This is a genomic window from Acinetobacter sp. YH01019 (genome assembly GCF_013420285.1).
GTDB classification, from domain to species: domain Bacteria; phylum Pseudomonadota; class Gammaproteobacteria; order Pseudomonadales; family Moraxellaceae; genus Acinetobacter; species Acinetobacter gandensis.
Map to the genome: position 1 here is coordinate 1 of NZ_VOYM01000070.1, position 15,969 is coordinate 15,969.

The window sequence follows — 15,969 nt, forward strand, 5'->3', positions numbered from 1 at the left end:
GTTGCCATGTCTCTGAATACTCGCCCTAGAAAAGCGTTAGATTGGCTTACACCATTAGAGAAATTTGCTCAGCTTGTTGATTATCATAAGGCTTTTGAAACTGTCGCACCTCATGTTTGAATTCGCCCTGTATCAAAAATTGTCATCTCTCTTTCAGGAGTTTTATACTGTTGTGCTTTTAGTAAGATATTTTCATATTTTTGAATAAGTTGTTCTTCAAGCTCTACCATATTTTTAATATCTCTATTATTTATATTTCACTGAATCCACAACACATAAAACTTTTGTGGTGTGATGACCTGTATGACTTCTAAATAACTCACTACATTTAATTTGCACCGATTTTCCTTCTTTTCTAAACAAAGAGGAATAGCGTGGATCATTATCAACTAATTGAATGAGTTTAGTTTTAACCAAACCTTCTTCACCATCAACATTAATCTGCTGATTTAAAGTCACCGCAATCTGATTACCTCCAAATGCCTCTTGATTTGGGTGCAGGCTTTTAATTCGAAGCAATTTGCCTGAAATAGTTGCAGGCTCACCATAATAAAATGTCTGTGCAAAACTTAAACTAGGTACTATAAGTAATAAGAAAATACATAATTTTTTCATAATTAACGCTCTAAATTTAATGATTACCAATCACTTATATTCTTTCTTGATAGGATTAAATTCAATCTGCTTACTATATTTAACCTTACGGATATGCTCATAATCTTCTGTAGGTTTTTCACCAGAATAAGTCACTTTAATAGGAAAATAAGCATCCCCATTATTCACCACTTCAATAAGCCCTTCATAAGCATAATGTAAAGGGGAGTCTTCATCATAGCTGCCGCTATTGTCTGCTCCTGCATCTGCAATACTGTAGCTATTGATAAAATCATTTTCAGGAAGATGCAATGCTTCCCACCATGTTTCTGTTGTTCCAGTGCTGGTATATCCATTTTTGAAAATACTACCTACTAAGTTTTTCCCTAAAGGTTTAATATTTTCAGAAATCTCATTTAAATCAATACCAACTCGCCCCCAACTACCTGAAAATTCAGCATCCTCTTTACTTCGACTGACTAACTGATACTGACCACTATTTAGCTTTTTAAAGCTAAATAAATCAGCTCCACCTGTACAGGCATGACACGTCACAACAATCCCATCGTCACTTACTTTAATTTTTTCGATCATGACCAAATAACGTGTTTGATTAGCATTATTTTTATATTCAAGCACTGGGTGCATGAGAGCGACAGTTGTATTTTCATCTTCACCAGCCTGCCCCAATGCAACATATGGCATTTTACTAATTTCTTCATCATCAATATAGCCACGAGTCATTTGACCACTGTAAAACTGGCGCATAAGTTCTTTAAAGCTCAAAGTATCTAATTGCACCTTTGTCATCTCAGCGACTGAGAATTTTGTATTTGCGACTGCCATTGGTACAGTAAATAATGTACTGCTACAAAGTATTAAATTTATGAATAGCTTTTTCATTTTCCACCCTCTATAAAATACAAAAAAGCCAAACCTCCCTATAAGATTTGGCTTTAAAAAATTAAACAAACATCTGCTGTAACAAACCTTTTTTCCACTGTTTAACGTGTGCAATTTGCTGAGCCACGACTTCAATTTTTTGGTCAATGGCAGATAAGAAATTGGCGATTTTGGTTTGTTCGTCAAGACATGGATTAATAACAGGAACTTTCTTTAGATTATCTAAATTTAATTTTGGTTGGGCTGTGCCAGAGTTAAACTTTTCATAATTTAAACTTTCTAGGTATGCTGCTAAAAAAACATTACTGCCATTTTTTGATTGAAAAATATGAGCATGATTATTAACCCAAAATTGGCCTTCAACAATAAAAGCTAGTGGCGAAGATCGAGTAATAATATTTGCGCCATCCTCACCAATGAGAATATATTGACCATCAAAAATATAATCATCAATATGATCAATTACGCCTGATGCACCATAATATCGATATTTTCCCTGACGTTTCTGTCTATCTGACTCACTAAGAGGTACACGTTTACCATTTTGAAAGTTCACTACTTTTCCTAATGTTGTTTCCTCCCACTCCCCAAACTCACTGCCATCATCCGCTTTAAAACGAATTTGCTGACTAAACAGCTTTTGCATCATGCCTTGTTTATATTGGCTCAGCAGCTCATGTTTTTGCGTGAGTTGGCTGATCTTTTCATCCACGTTCGATAGAAAAGAGGCGATTTTGGTTTGTTCTGCTTTTGCAGGAGTCATCAAACTTACATCACATAAAATTTTCTGAGAAATATTTGTCTGCGATTTTGCTAATCCTGAAGTTTTAGATTGAAGCTGATTTTGACATTTTACAGATGACAGGCTAATTCCTAAAAATTCAGGATTATTCTCATTATTTGCTTTCAATCTAATTAACTTATCGGAAATCATTAATTTCGAGCGTACATTATGTGGAACGACTGCCACTACACCTACACGTTCAGTTGGGCCAGCTCGAGTAACCAAAATATCGTTAGGCTTTACCTCAATCTCAAATCTAGCTTCTAAATTAGATGGAAGTTTTTTATTAAAATTAGCCTTAAAGCCATCCCAATCTACTGATGTGGTTTTTAAAACAGCCCACTCATTCTCATCAGCAGGATAACTTTCGCATTGAGGACTCCAACCTGAATCAATTGAATCTATACAATCTTTTAATTTTGATTCAGACCAATCCCCATCAAACTCTTTAAATCTTAACTTTGGCGTAGCCATTACTTCACCTCCGCAAACGGTGAAGCAATGCCTAGCTCTTTGCAGAAATCAGCAATGATGGCATCAGCCTTTTGGCTGTCGTGTTCCAAAGCTTGAAGCTGTTTTGCAATCGCATCTAAATCAATCTCGGCTTCCGCTTCAAAAGTATCCACATAACGCGGAATATTCAGGTTGTAATCGTTATCTTTCACTTCCTGCAAGGTCGCCACATGCGCATACTTTTCAATATTTTCACGCTTTTCAAATGCCGCAACAATCTTATCCAAATGCTCAGGCAATAACTTGTTTTGATTCTTCTGCTTTTCAAAATCATTGCTGGCATCAATAAATAGAATATTGCCGCTCTGCTCACGGTTTTTCTTCAACACCAAAATACAGGTTGGAATAGACGTGCCATAGAAAATATTAGCGGGTAGACCAATAATCGCATCCACCACGTTCAACTGTTCAATCAAATACTGACGAATCACGCCCTCACTCGAACCACGGAACAAGATGCCATGCGGTAACACCACCGCCATAGTGCCGTTGTCATCCAGTTGATACAGCATGTGTTGTACAAAAGCCATATCGGCTTTAGAACTTGGCGCCAGTTTGCCATACGCGGCAAAACGCTCATCTTGTAAAAATAACGGATCGGCAGACCATTTTGCAGAAAATGGCGGATTCGCCACCACCGCATCAAACTTTTTATCTAAATGCTGCGGACGGGTTAAAGTATTTTCCTGCTTGATGTCGAACTTGGCAAAATGCACGTCATGCAGAATCATGTTCATGCGCGCCAAGTTGTAGGTGGTACGGTTCATTTCCTGACCGTAAATCATATCGACATCTTTTACTTCACGTTTTACCCGTAGCAATAACGAACCTGAACCACAAGTCGGGTCATACACCGAACGTAAACGCTCCTTGCCTTGGGTGACGATTTTGGCAAGTAGGGTAGACACCGTTTGAGGCGTATAAAATTCTCCAGCTTTTTTACCTGCGCCTGAAGCAAACTCACCAATCAGATATTCATACGCATCACCCAATACATCCGACTCAGTATTGGAAATATCAAAATCAATCTTGTCTAAATGACTGAGAATTTTGGCAACCAGTTCATTACGGTCATTCGCCGTGTTACCTAGCTTGGTCGAGTTTAAATCGAGGTCTTCAAACAGATTGGCAAAGTCATCGGCAGAGTCAGAACCTAAAGTGCTTTGTTCAATGGCTTTTAAAGTCGCTGTAATGTCATCAAGGATGAATTCACCCTGACGACCACGTTCCGCGATGGTATGGAACAATTGCTTAGGGGATAGGGCATAGCCCACTTCATTAATCGAGTTCTTTTTAATTTCTTCGATATATGGCACATGCTCATTATTACTTTCATCAAGCTCAAGGAAAGTAATATCTTCGCCATCCAACAGCTCATTGGCAAAATTAACAGACTTTTCAGACAAATATTTAAAGAAAATAAAGCCCAGCATGTAATCACGGAATTCATCTGCACCCATTTTGCCACGGAGGTCATTGGCAATATTCCACAGTTGTTTTTGTAGTTGTTGAAGTTGTGCTTGGGTCATTGTTATATAAGTCCGATGAAAAGAATAAAACATGACTAGTGTACCGATAAATAAAAATTTTTCAGCAAATTTGAAGGGAAGAAGACAGGATTTGTCGTACTAAATACATATCAGTATTATTGATTATATTGGTTTTATTTTAATATAAAAGTGATAAATGGACTCATACATCATAAGTTAAATTAAGCCTTATATCAAAGCTATAGATAATTAAACCAAGAAAAATAAGTAAAACAAATAATAAGATTATTTGTTAAAGTTGGTCATATTCAGCATCAATATATGCATTAATTAATTTCCAATCCTCAGTTTTTGAGATATGACGTGGAAACTGGCAAGCTCCTCCCTAAAAAATAAAAGGATTTTAAAAAGAATAAATTTTAAGGCTCTAGACTAGCAGACTAGTTATATTAGTCTGTAATCATCATACTTAAAGGGCTTTGTTGTATAAATACATAAAACACTGATTTTATTATGTTTTAATTTAGGTTGAATTTTAATCAAAACCTTTAAAATCATATAATTATGCAATCTTTATGCAACAAATCCTACTTAAAGTAAGAAAAAGTGGGATCAAAATAACTATAAAACTGACAAGTAAATTTCTAAATAACCAAGATTTAATATCGGTATCATTTCTAAATTGATAAATATTCAAAAATGGGAAAAAAACCACTGGAAAGAAATATATATAAGTCAGTTTGAATGAATCCGTCTTTTCAGTCTTAATCATGAATGGTCAAAGTTCCTGCTAAAGAGGCTAATTTCACTGATTACTAAGTAGAGTTAAAATCACATCTTGAAGCTAAGCGAGCTGTGCAAGACCTGCTATGTTAATCTTAATTGTTCATAAAATAACACCAATGTGTATATGGAAATAAGGAAACATACTCAACAATAAGTCTTCATTTAAAATGCAGATCCCTGTTGTTGAACTTTCTGTTGAAGTTGTCGTTTTTGTTCAGCTTTTATTTCAGTGTTCATTTTTGAATAATTTATTTTATCTGTGTAATTCAAATACGTTGTAGTATCAGGCCAACCACGATATGCCGTAATACTCATACCATTTTTAAAATTCCAGGTAAAACTTGCTTCTCCAAGACTAGGATTTCCTGAGCGTTGGCTCGGTTTTCCATATTTTGATGAAACAAAATTTGCAACCTCTATAATTTTTCCTGAGTCCATAAATACGGGAAATTTATATTCTGCATAAGCAAATTTTCCATTGGATGTATATCCAAAATTTAATTCTGTAGTACCTTCTAATACAGCATTGGAATTGTATTTATCTATCCAGTAGTTGTTGTCTTCACGAACTACTTTAACATTGGTATTTTGCAATGCTGAGCGAATTTGATCACGTGTTGCACCTTTTAGCTCTACATTAAATAGTTGTGGGGCAGCCATTACAGATGAAGATGCTACTGTTACAAACAATGTTAAAGCCGTATTAATAAAATGATACATAAAAAAATATCCTAGAGCACATTAATTTAAAATAAGATTCTGAATGTAATAGATTTAATTTATTTTACTAGAAATTAATTTCCCATCTTTAACGGTAAGATCAAATTTAGTTAAACGACTAGGACAGCAATGTCCGTCATCCTCAAAATAATCATATTGATGAACGTTAATATTTCCCTTCTTATCTTTTTGAATACTCGCTGTCACAGCAAAATATTTTGAGTCTAAGAAGTTAAATTTTTGATCTTTTTTACCAATAAAAACGGCTACTTCTGAACTCATTGTTGTTGGATGACAAGTCGTTTCTTCACAAAAATTAAGCACTATAATTCTATCTTTAATTCCATCGTTATTAATATCAGCAGTGGTAACTTCCTTAGATTTTAGAGAAAACTTAAAATAGTCTGAATCAATAGCATATTTTTTGCTTTCTAAATTCAAATTTTTTATAGATACTTGTACACGGTTATTAATCTGCTGCTGAAGAGTTGTTGCCTCTGCTCTTACAGTAAAAAATATGAAAAATGCAGTGAATAGTATTGATTTTTTCACACATGTACTCCTTAAAAATTAGCCGCTTCTGACTGGTTTTTTTTCTGTTGACTTTCTTGATTTATTTGAGTTCTTTGCTGTTCAAATTCTTGAGTAACATATTCAATATTTACTTTAAAGCCCCCCATATGTGGAGCACTAACTGTAATCATTTCATTGTTTGGAGTAAGAAATACTGTTTCTTGATCGCCAACAAAAGGTGCTTTTTCACGAATAATTTTGTAATTATTTTTCTGCACATAACTCACAATTTTTTTGTATGTCTCTTTTGACATATGGTTATTTTCACTTAGTGTCATCCCCACATAAACTAAATTTTGATTTTTATCAAAACCAAACTGAGTAAATAGCAGACCATCTATATCAAAACCAGTACCATCATTTTCTAAAACTGGTCCTCCAGCATAGGACTCACCATTTATTTTATAATTATTTAATCGCTTCTTTACTGAATCAAAGGTCGAATCCCTTAACTTAAAGCCTAAAACAGGTGTACCTTTTAAAGTAGGATCATCTTCTGGGGCTATTTTTTCAGCTACTTTCTCAATAGCTCTATTTTCGTTACTCTGACTTTGTGATTGAACATGGGGATTACTATCCTTTGAGCAACTGACTATTAAAAGAGTTGAAGTAAGCATTAATAATGTCGATCTAATTTTAAGCATAATTAAAAATTCTCTTATAAATATTAAAAAGTTAAGGTGTTTAACTCAAAATCCGCAGAAGATTATTAACTCTAGAAGGATTTGTTGCATAATTATATGATTTTAAAGGTTTTGATTAAAATTTAACCTAAATTAAAACATAATAAAATCAGTGTTTTATGTATTTATACAACAAAGCCACTCTAGAAAGAAAAAGCAATGACATAATCTATTTATAAAAAGTTTTTTCTATTTATATACACGAATCAAAGAGTCTTCTAAATAACGATTTGAAAAATTATTTTCAAACCAACGCAAAGCATCTTGAGCAAAATAAATATTAGTGTATATGCGGCTATCGACACCGATAGCTGAAATTGTTTGCCATGAACGCGTCATAATCGCTACAGGACTACCATTTTTATCAAACTCTACAAAGGCAGGGTCGACATCATAGCGATTAGCAGCACCATTAAACTCGGTAATTGATTGTACTAATCCATTGTTCAAATCTTTATTAATATTCTTTTTATACATACGGACTTGATGTCCTTTTGCTAATGCTTGTTCAATAAACATTTTTGAGGCTAAATCTTTTTCTGAAATATAAACACCATTGTTAATTTTTCGATTAGCTTCGCTAAAGTTTGCTTCATGATTAATATATTTTTCTAAATGGATTGAACCCATCGTACGTTTTTCTAATTTAAATTTATCATTGATCAATGATGGGTTTAGAACAATTACATTATTATTAGAGTTATTTGAAAGGACTAAAAATTTGTTTCGTATTTCTGTATTTGACATTTGATCCCATACGCGTTGAGTACCTTTACTTACCCAGCCATCATAGGCGTTTACTCCTTTCGATATGGCACCTACCGTACTGTCTGCTGCTGTTTGGATATGTTGACAGCCTGTTGTGTTAATTAAGACGAAAGAAATCGCTAAAAATAAAAAATTCTTATTCATTTTACCCTCTGAGTGTTTAATCAATATTATAAAAGTATAGCTATGCTGATCATAATACTAAGCAATCCTTAGTAATTTATCAATTCAAAACTAAGAGAATCTTAGTTTTGAATTGATTATTAAACATATGGAAAGCAAAAAATCCAATGTATTTTCAATGCGTTTAAAGGTTGCTCGCAAAGCGAAGAAGCTTTCTCAAGAACGATTAGGCATACTTGCCGGCATTGATGAAGCTTCGGCTAGTGCTCGAATGAATCAATATGAAACAGGAAAGTATGCACCTGATCTTCTGATGGCTATAAAAATAGCTGAAGTTTTAGAAGTACCCGTAGCTTACTTCTTTATTGAAGATAATTTAATGGCAGAACTTGTTACAAAACTCCATTTTTTAACTGAATTACAGCAGAAGGAAGTATTAGATTTTATTAATCAAACAGCCCTAAATATCAAAAAAACAAATATATAATATTTGAAATATAAGCATATTTGATACTTTTTCATAAATCCTGCATTTCAATGTATTCATTGATTAACTGCCAATTTTCCGTTGTTGAAATCTCTCGTGGAAGTTCAACTTCAAACGATTCATAAAAATATCTACGCATACAATACTCAGTATAAGAATCCGCATAGGTTTCATACCGCGCGATGATTGTTAAGTCCATCACCGGCATTTGCGCCTGATCCCACCGTTGTCTTTTCCGACTGAAGAAGAACAGTTTCCCGAAGGTATATAAACGTCCCGCCTGTTGTCGATTGCCTCTGAATACAGCATAAACTTTGAAATAATGCTGCCATGCAAGAAGATCATTTACCGCTTTGGTCTGATCTTTCTGTGAAATCACTCGATTGAGAATTTGGGTTAATTCTCTTTTTTGTTTTTCTATTTCAGTTTTCTTAAATCGCCACGTCCATGAGAAATTCTTATTACTTTTACGGTAAAACTTAGTTTGATGTTCAGCATATTTTTTATGGCTTAACCGTACTAATTCAGCCTCATATTTTCCAAAATCTAAGCTTAAATAGGGTTTATTTAATATGAAATTAAATTGTTCATTGTCTTTATAGTATTGACGGATAAAAGTTAATTCTTGCCCGACTGTAATTTTGTCCCAGATGACAGGTTCAAGTTCAGCAATTTTATCTTTTGATGTATATGCTGAACTAGTTGTTGAAGTCACTTTGCCTATGGTTTCTTTGCTGTGACGATGGCTATTAGGGGTTTTGATCAACAAGATAAATAACCACTCATCTTTATAAAGAATGTCTTGAACAATGAGATCAGCAACAGGTAATCCTTGTTTTAGTCGATATGTTCTTTGCCGACTGGTTAAATTTAATGAATAGCGTTCGGTTAATTTATGAATAATCTTTTCAATATCAATTTTACCTAATTCAGTTTGCACTATAAATTTGCAGTAAAAATATGATCCTCTTGTGACCTTATCTTGAATTTTTTGTGCGGTGTATTTTGTGTGGGGGCTGTAATCAATCATTTTATGTCATCCAACTATGCACTTTTCATGTCAATCAACAATCCACTTAAGTCCAAATTTCTTCATCCATTTTTGAATTGTTCATCAACAATAATTTTCTCTACATTTCCCATTTTGCTGAGCGCGTCAGCAATCAGCATTAATCAAATTGCGCTAGCACTGTCACCTCACGTTGTAAGGTGACAATAAAGTAGTTCCTAGTGCGCATTACGAACCTTGATCAGCAAATCTTATACTTGTTTAAATAATATATCAATATTATTGATATATTAAATTAACTTTGATAATATGGCTGCATATCAATCGAATTGTGGATTGACCATCCATTCCAACTTTCTTTTTTGAAGTGGTTTGAATGGCTGACCACCATTCAAAAACTTTGATACATATTGCCCTGAGTATAAGACTAACCATTTTCATACTGCCGATGTAGCGGACTGCTGGGGAAACCTCGCTCGGTACGTTGCAACGGGGGCTAGAGGATTGCAATATCCTCTTTCTATCCGTTCATTCACTTTTTAAGAGTTCCAAGCAAATAAAAAGTGGTTGGGCGACAAGGAAACGGGAGCCTATAAGCGATTTATCGTGAAATGGCCATTTGGTTAGTAATAGCCAGATTAGGTGTGAAATTATGAAAATAGTGGAACATTGAAACCCTGTTCAAAGTGATACAGTCAGGAGCAGCATAGGATGTGCGATAGTCTCCGTTAATAGCTGAATGTGTATGCTTGATCGAACAAGTTTTTACTTGGAAAAGTACGCTCATTTCCAATCACGATGGCTGCTGAGAGTGCCGTAAGGTACTAGGGCTTTGAGGCTAACGCTGGAAAAGCTGGCACCATTTTGCGCAAGCTGAATGGGTCGCTGGATAGCTTAAACGTGTAACGGCATTAATCGATAGATGCTGATTGGAGTGTAAGAGTTTTACCCTTTACAAAGTTATGTATACATCATATCCCGATATTTTTTAAGGAACTACGGTCGGGGGAAACAGGAAGCATGTATACAGGCGAGAGGATAAACGGTCTGCACATTAAGACACTTTGAAATAACTTGGGAAGCACTGAATAAAAAGGCTTAAATTGGTTAAAAGTCTGCTGTATTTTTTTCAGTGTGGGAGCGATGGTGAGTAGCGCATATAAAACAATTAAACTTGAGGTACTTTAGTTCAAGATGAATTGTGGAAATTGTAATTCCCGACCTAAATAATATTTAATTATTAGTGATGTTTTAAACATTAGTAATTTTTAAAAACACTCTGTTTTTTAGGTCGGTTGGATAAAATGAGATAGCTAGCTTAAAGCGAATCCTAAAACATTTCGATTTTTTCAGTCGGGATGCTCATTGCGAAAACTTGAGTCGGCACATGCGTGAGCATGTTGGACAATATGTAGAAAAGAAAGGTTAATGAAACACTGGTCGTGTTTCTCAGTCGGGGATTGGTCTCCTTGACTAGGCCGAGATTGGTACAGTGTAAGTATTCTGAAGTTTGGTCACTGATGAAAATATATTTATACGGGTTTGCCTGAGACCTAAATCGGGATAATGCTACACCAGCATGAAAAAATCGTGGCTTGTCCTTCCAGATTAGACAAGCATAAAACTATTGCCTAGCAGTAGAAATATGAAATGGAATATGGCCTAAGTCGGCATGAAAAAATTGAACCGCCAGTACAGGCGTAATCATCTGCTCAACAAAGAGCGTTAACAAATGCATTAGGCTCGATCCCTTAGGGACGAGCCTTGTCTTTTAAGTCAAACTAAAGCAATTTAGTAAAAATCAATTTATTGTAAAAATCTAAGCTAAAATTATTTTTAAAATGATATATCACGATGGACACAAAAAAAGTTTCAATGTAAAAAGGATCTTATTGATATTTTTTAACTATTTGATATGACCCCTAACTTCTATCTACCAAGAAAGCTTTATGATCATGAAAAAGAATACACTGAACTAGAGGTTATAGAAGCATTTCAAATAATCATTATTTTAGCTGAGCCTGGTGCAGGTAAGTCATCACTTTTAGAGAATTTTTCGAGTCACTTAAGTATAAAAAAGAAAACAGCTAATATATTTAACAGTAGAAATAATCATGATAAACATTCAATTTTAATTATTGATGCGCTAGATGAGTTAGTAAGAATAGATCAATCAGCTGTCAATAATTTACTTGGAAAGGCTGCTGACTTAGAGCCAACAAAATTAATTATTTCCAGTAGGTCAAGTGAATGGGAAGAGTCTTATACTAGTTTAGTTAGAGATATTTTTGAAATCGAACCTAGAGTTTTTCGTTTATTTCCATTTAATGAATCCGAACAACAACTAATTTTTGAAAATTATAAAGCTGAAGAAAACTTCCAAATATTTGTATCTGAAGTAAAGAAATATAATTTAGAACAATTACTTTCAAATCCTCAATTTTTAAAGATTTTTGCAGATGCCTATATTGAAAGCAATAGAGTATTTTCCGATCGAAAATCTATCTTTAATCAAGCAGTTAAGGCTTTGGCAAGAGAGACAAATAGTACTTTCAATGTAAGAAATGAATTACCATTAGTAAAAAAAATAGAAAGTACTGAAGAAATATTTGCCAAATTACTGTTATCTGGCTCAGAGGGTGTAAGTACTAATGTAAATGGTTCAGATACATTGTACCCCCGAATAGACTCATTAATTAGATTAGATAATACAGATCTATATTCATCAGTATTATCTAGCAGGCTTTTTCAGTTAGCAGAAAATGAGAGTATACATCAGCCAAGTCATAAAATTATTGCTGAATTTACAGCTGCTAATTATTTAGTTAAAAAAATTAATGCCGATCGTAACAATATTTCACTGCATCAATGTCTTTCAATAATTGCACCTAATGGAATTGTACGGGATGAGTTAAGAGGTCTTGTGGCTTGGATGGCAGCTTTAGGTGATAAATCTATACAAGAGACATTAATTAATATTGATCCTTATGCAGTATTAGCCAACGGAGATCCTTCTCAGCTCCTACCATCATCAAAAAAATATTTATTAGAAAAATTAATATGTCTTGTTGAAGAGGATCCATATTTCCGTAGAAGTGATATGTGGAGAACTTTTTCTATTTCAGGATTTTTTGACAATGATTCCGTAACCACTGTTAAGTACATATTAGCAGAATCAGATAAAGGCTTGTTGCGTGGGTTAGTTTTAGAATTAATAGAAAAATCTATAATTCTTGAATCTTTGTTACCTGAATTGGAAGAAATTCTAATGAACGAGGCCATTGATAATTATATAAGAGAATTAGCAGGAATAAGATTAACAGAAATAGTAAATTATGAAGCAACACAGACCATTAATCGACTTATAGAACAAGGCACAAAATCATCCTTAAATATTGTTGCGCATTTGATAGAAAGAATTAATATCAAATCCTTTTCTTTTGAAGTAATTTTAAAATTTTTAGAAAAATGTACTTTCTTATATCCAAATGAAAATGTTGGAAGAGAGATAACTATAGGTCAACGTTATTTTATTAAAAATTTCATTACCAATCTTAATTACGAACTAGTTGTAAATCTTCTAGATAAATTATCTCATGATCTTAATTGTACGTGTAAGAAAGAACAATATGATTGTTATTGTCGAAATGGAATAAGTAAAATTATCGGAGTGCTTCTTGATCGTTATTTTGAACTAGAAAAAAATTCTTATGATCCACAAAAAATATGGTTTTGGTTAAAAAATCTAAATTTCCATGGTGGAAAGCGTGAAGAAGATAGCGTTGCTGTAAAAGTATTACAAAACGATGATAACCTACGCCAAAACCTTATCAGGTTAGCATTTGATGGTATAACTTCAATTGAAGATATACATCAAGTAAGTTGGAAAACGTTATCATCTTATACCCATTCTGGTTTGAACTTGAGGTTACAAGACTATTACTTCATTTTAGATTGGGCTTTTAAAAATAATAATGCAAATTTATGGTCTTATTTTGTTCAGACTCATCATTTTCATGCAACAAATAGAAATGAACCTATATATGAATTACGCAGATATGCAAAGATTCAGGCGAGAGAAAAGAATGAATTTTTAAAGGCATGGACTAAAAAAAATTTAGCTGCTAAAAAAAGCTATTTGGAAACACAAAGAATAGTGAATAGACGTCGTATAAAAAATGGAAAGTTCAAAAGACAACAGATTAGAAATGAAAATATTCTTTATATAAAACAAAATCGTGAATTTGTAGAAAGTGGAAAGCATTGGAATTGCTTGATTGGATTTGCAACACATATTTTAAATAAGCCTGAAAGAATAGAAATAGAGTTTGGTGATGAAAACTTAGTAAGGAATGCTCTAAAAAACTGTTTACCATTTATACAGTCTCACGTTCCTAGTTTAAGTGAGCTTGCGAAAGCTCAATGTTCTTCTATTAGTTATCACTCAGAGGTTATATTATACGCTGCATGTATTCAAATCTTCAGAGAGCATGGAAGTATTGAAGGTGTTCAGTTAGAGCTGCTCAAGGCATTACGCACTGGTATTGATATGCATTATAGTGCTGTTTCTAATGAAGAACGAGACGCACTAAAGAATGAAGTTGACCGAATCCTTTTTCCAGATTCTAAGAGTCGACTACAATTTATAAAAGATTATATTGAACCTCAGCTTACATATAGCGGCTGTCAACATACACAAGTCAGTTGGTTACGTTACAGTGATACATTTAAAGAGTTTCAAGCAACTTTACCTCTTGAATGGCTGCATCAATACCAAGATATCAGTATAGAAACTACAAAAACACTATTCGATTTAAGTGCACAATTTTGCGATCGAAATGAATTAAATAAATTAATTGTATTACGTTGTGAACAATTAAATGAACAACTAACAACTCATACTGCTGATTCAGAAAGTATAAATTCGAAAGTAATATTCTGGTTTGTTAGGGCATTTTTCTTTCTTGATGAAATGGAAATAGAGCCTTATTGGAATTATTTAAAGTTACAAGAAAAAATCATATTTATTTTAAATGATAGAAGTGAAGGTCTTCGTCATGGTGATCATCCATTTTGGCCAGCATTAACACCGACTAAAATATGGTGGATTTTAGATGAGTTTATAGATCAGTGGCCAAAGGTCGATTTACCTGATTCTTGGGGCACGGGAGATCCTCCAAATGAAACAGCTTACAGGTTTTTAAGTAATTTAATTTGGAATTTTACCAAGCATATTTCTGAAAATACTTTATCAATTGTTAATGATTTAATTGCAGATTCAAGATTTGAAGGCATGCTATTAGATTTAAAGAGCATACGTTCGACCCTTATTCGTAACCTTGCTTTAGTTAATTTTAAGGCTCCGTCTTCAGAAGAAATCGTTAATTTTTTAGATAATGATAGTGTGATTACAGTAGAAGGTTTAAGAGCATTAATTTTAGAAGAGTTAGAGTTTTATCAAAATGATCTCCGAGGAGGAGATACAACATCACCTTCGCTTTTTTATCATAAGCAATATGATGGATCGACTATTTTAGAATATATTCATTTAAATGAGGTAGATGCTACCAAAATTGTTGCAGATAGATTGAAATTAAGGCTTTCAAACAAAGGGATTATTGTAACTTTAGAGCATCAGATGCAACATGCTAATCGTTGTGACATAACTTTTGCTAAAGTAATTGATAATCAGAGAAAACTTCTAGTACTTGAATCCAAAGGCCAATGGCACAAGGAATTATATATTGCTGCATCAACGCAGTTAGCTGAGAGATATTCGATCCATCCAGATGCAGAACAACAGGGAATTTATTTCGTATTATGGTTTGGTATGAATGAAAAAGTAGCTAATCAAAAAAATCATGATGTTAGCTCAGCTCAAGAGCTAAAAGTAATTTTAGAGAACAAACTACCAAGTGAATTAAAAGGACGTATTGATATATTTGTTTTGGATATATCAATATAATAATTTGCAGTTATTCAAACTAAATTTGACAAGATATCTTAGTTATAGTTAGGTATCTGTCAGATTCAGTTTGAGCTAGTATGAATATCCCCTCCTAAACGAAGCTAGATTATTCTTTTAGCTGAACATATTTCGTCTAAGTGAGTAGCCCACCACTGCATAATTTTAATTCGTTCTTCTAAATGCGTAGCTTTGTCATAAACAGCTTTTACACCATGTTTTTTATGCGCTAAACAAGCTTCAATCACTTGTTCCTTATCACTAAATTGATTGTTTAAGGCAGTACTTGCTATATGTCGAAAACCATGAGGGCTTTGCCGACCTCGATAGCCTAGATTTTTCAAAGCATTATTTAAAGTTGCTTCACTCATTGGCTGTATAAGGCTATCTCTGCTAGGAAATAAAAAATCCGATACTGTCCTAATTTCTTTTAATTTAAATAACTGAACCGTACCGGGTTTGTCGGAGACTTTTTTATTTAAGTTAGGCCACCTGACCTAACGGATTAATTTTATCATAGTACATTGCTTCAAAATCAAAAGGTGGCACATAACCTAGTGCACTATGTACA

The 15,969-nt window shown here is 33.6% G+C and carries 12 protein-coding genes and 1 pseudogene; 3 read left to right on the forward strand and 10 right to left on the reverse strand.

Annotated features, from left to right (window positions below; genetic code table 11):
* Positions 1-120, forward strand: a pseudogene (locus tag FTT84_RS14080) (IS30 family transposase); the annotation flags it as partial.
* A gap of 126 nt (positions 121-246) precedes the next feature.
* Here the strand turns inward: FTT84_RS14080 and FTT84_RS14085 are convergent.
* The 8 genes from FTT84_RS14085 to FTT84_RS14120 all read right to left on the reverse strand — a co-directional run bounded on the left by FTT84_RS14085 (position 247) and on the right by FTT84_RS14120 (position 7,958).
* Positions 247-615 (reverse strand): DUF4431 domain-containing protein, encoded by a 369-nt coding sequence (locus tag FTT84_RS14085; RefSeq protein ID WP_180034658.1) that lies wholly within the window; start codon positions 613-615, stop codon positions 247-249.
* A gap of 30 nt (positions 616-645) precedes the next feature.
* On the reverse strand, positions 646-1,497 hold the full coding sequence (locus FTT84_RS14090) for a hypothetical protein (RefSeq protein WP_180034659.1): 852 nt from the start codon (positions 1,495-1,497) through the stop codon (positions 646-648).
* Between the two features lie 61 nt (positions 1,498-1,558).
* Positions 1,559-2,755 carry a restriction endonuclease subunit S gene (locus FTT84_RS14095; protein WP_180081528.1) on the reverse strand — a complete coding sequence of 399 codons (1,197 nt, stop codon included), beginning with the start codon at positions 2,753-2,755 and terminating at the stop codon, positions 1,559-1,561.
* Positions 2,755-4,323 (reverse strand): type I restriction-modification system subunit M, encoded by a 1,569-nt coding sequence (locus tag FTT84_RS14100; RefSeq protein ID WP_180081526.1) that lies wholly within the window; start codon positions 4,321-4,323, stop codon positions 2,755-2,757. Before FTT84_RS14100 ends, FTT84_RS14095 begins: the two co-directional genes overlap by 1 nt.
* A 909-nt stretch (positions 4,324-5,232) precedes the next feature.
* Positions 5,233-5,790 (reverse strand): hypothetical protein, encoded by a 558-nt coding sequence (locus FTT84_RS14105; RefSeq protein WP_180081524.1) that lies wholly within the window; start codon positions 5,788-5,790, stop codon positions 5,233-5,235.
* A gap of 54 nt (positions 5,791-5,844) precedes the next feature.
* Positions 5,845-6,342, reverse strand: a complete 498-nt coding sequence (locus FTT84_RS14110) for a hypothetical protein (protein ID WP_180081522.1) — start codon at positions 6,340-6,342, stop codon at positions 5,845-5,847.
* Positions 6,343-6,353: 11 nt separating this feature from the next.
* The gene (locus FTT84_RS14115) at positions 6,354-6,980 is read right to left on the reverse strand and encodes a hypothetical protein (protein WP_227591811.1); all 627 of its coding nucleotides are present in this window, start codon (positions 6,978-6,980) and stop codon (positions 6,354-6,356) included.
* A 255-nt stretch (positions 6,981-7,235) separates the two neighbouring features.
* Positions 7,236-7,958, reverse strand: a complete 723-nt coding sequence (locus FTT84_RS14120; RefSeq protein ID WP_180081518.1) for a hypothetical protein — start codon at positions 7,956-7,958, stop codon at positions 7,236-7,238.
* A gap of 127 nt (positions 7,959-8,085) precedes the next feature.
* Between FTT84_RS14120 and FTT84_RS14125 the strand changes: the two genes are divergently transcribed.
* On the forward strand, positions 8,086-8,424 hold the full coding sequence (locus tag FTT84_RS14125; RefSeq protein WP_180034666.1) for a helix-turn-helix transcriptional regulator: 339 nt from the start codon (positions 8,086-8,088) through the stop codon (positions 8,422-8,424).
* Positions 8,425-8,455: 31 nt separating this feature from the next.
* On the opposite strand, the gene FTT84_RS14130 is transcribed toward FTT84_RS14125, so the two are convergent.
* Positions 8,456-9,454 carry a hypothetical protein gene (locus FTT84_RS14130; protein ID WP_180081516.1) on the reverse strand — a complete coding sequence of 333 codons (999 nt, stop codon included), beginning with the start codon at positions 9,452-9,454 and terminating at the stop codon, positions 8,456-8,458.
* A 1,894-nt stretch (positions 9,455-11,348) separates the two neighbouring features.
* On the opposite strand from FTT84_RS14130, the gene FTT84_RS14135 reads away from it, so the two are divergent.
* Positions 11,349-15,398: a hypothetical protein gene (locus FTT84_RS14135; protein ID WP_180081514.1), complete on the forward strand. Its 4,050-nt coding sequence runs from the start codon at positions 11,349-11,351 to the stop codon at positions 15,396-15,398.
* 104 nt (positions 15,399-15,502) lie between these two features.
* Here FTT84_RS14135 and FTT84_RS14140 read toward each other — a convergent pair whose 3' ends face one another.
* Positions 15,503-15,823, reverse strand: a complete 321-nt coding sequence (locus tag FTT84_RS14140) for a tyrosine-type recombinase/integrase (protein ID WP_180081530.1) — start codon at positions 15,821-15,823, stop codon at positions 15,503-15,505.
* Positions 15,824-15,969 lie beyond the last annotated feature (146 nt).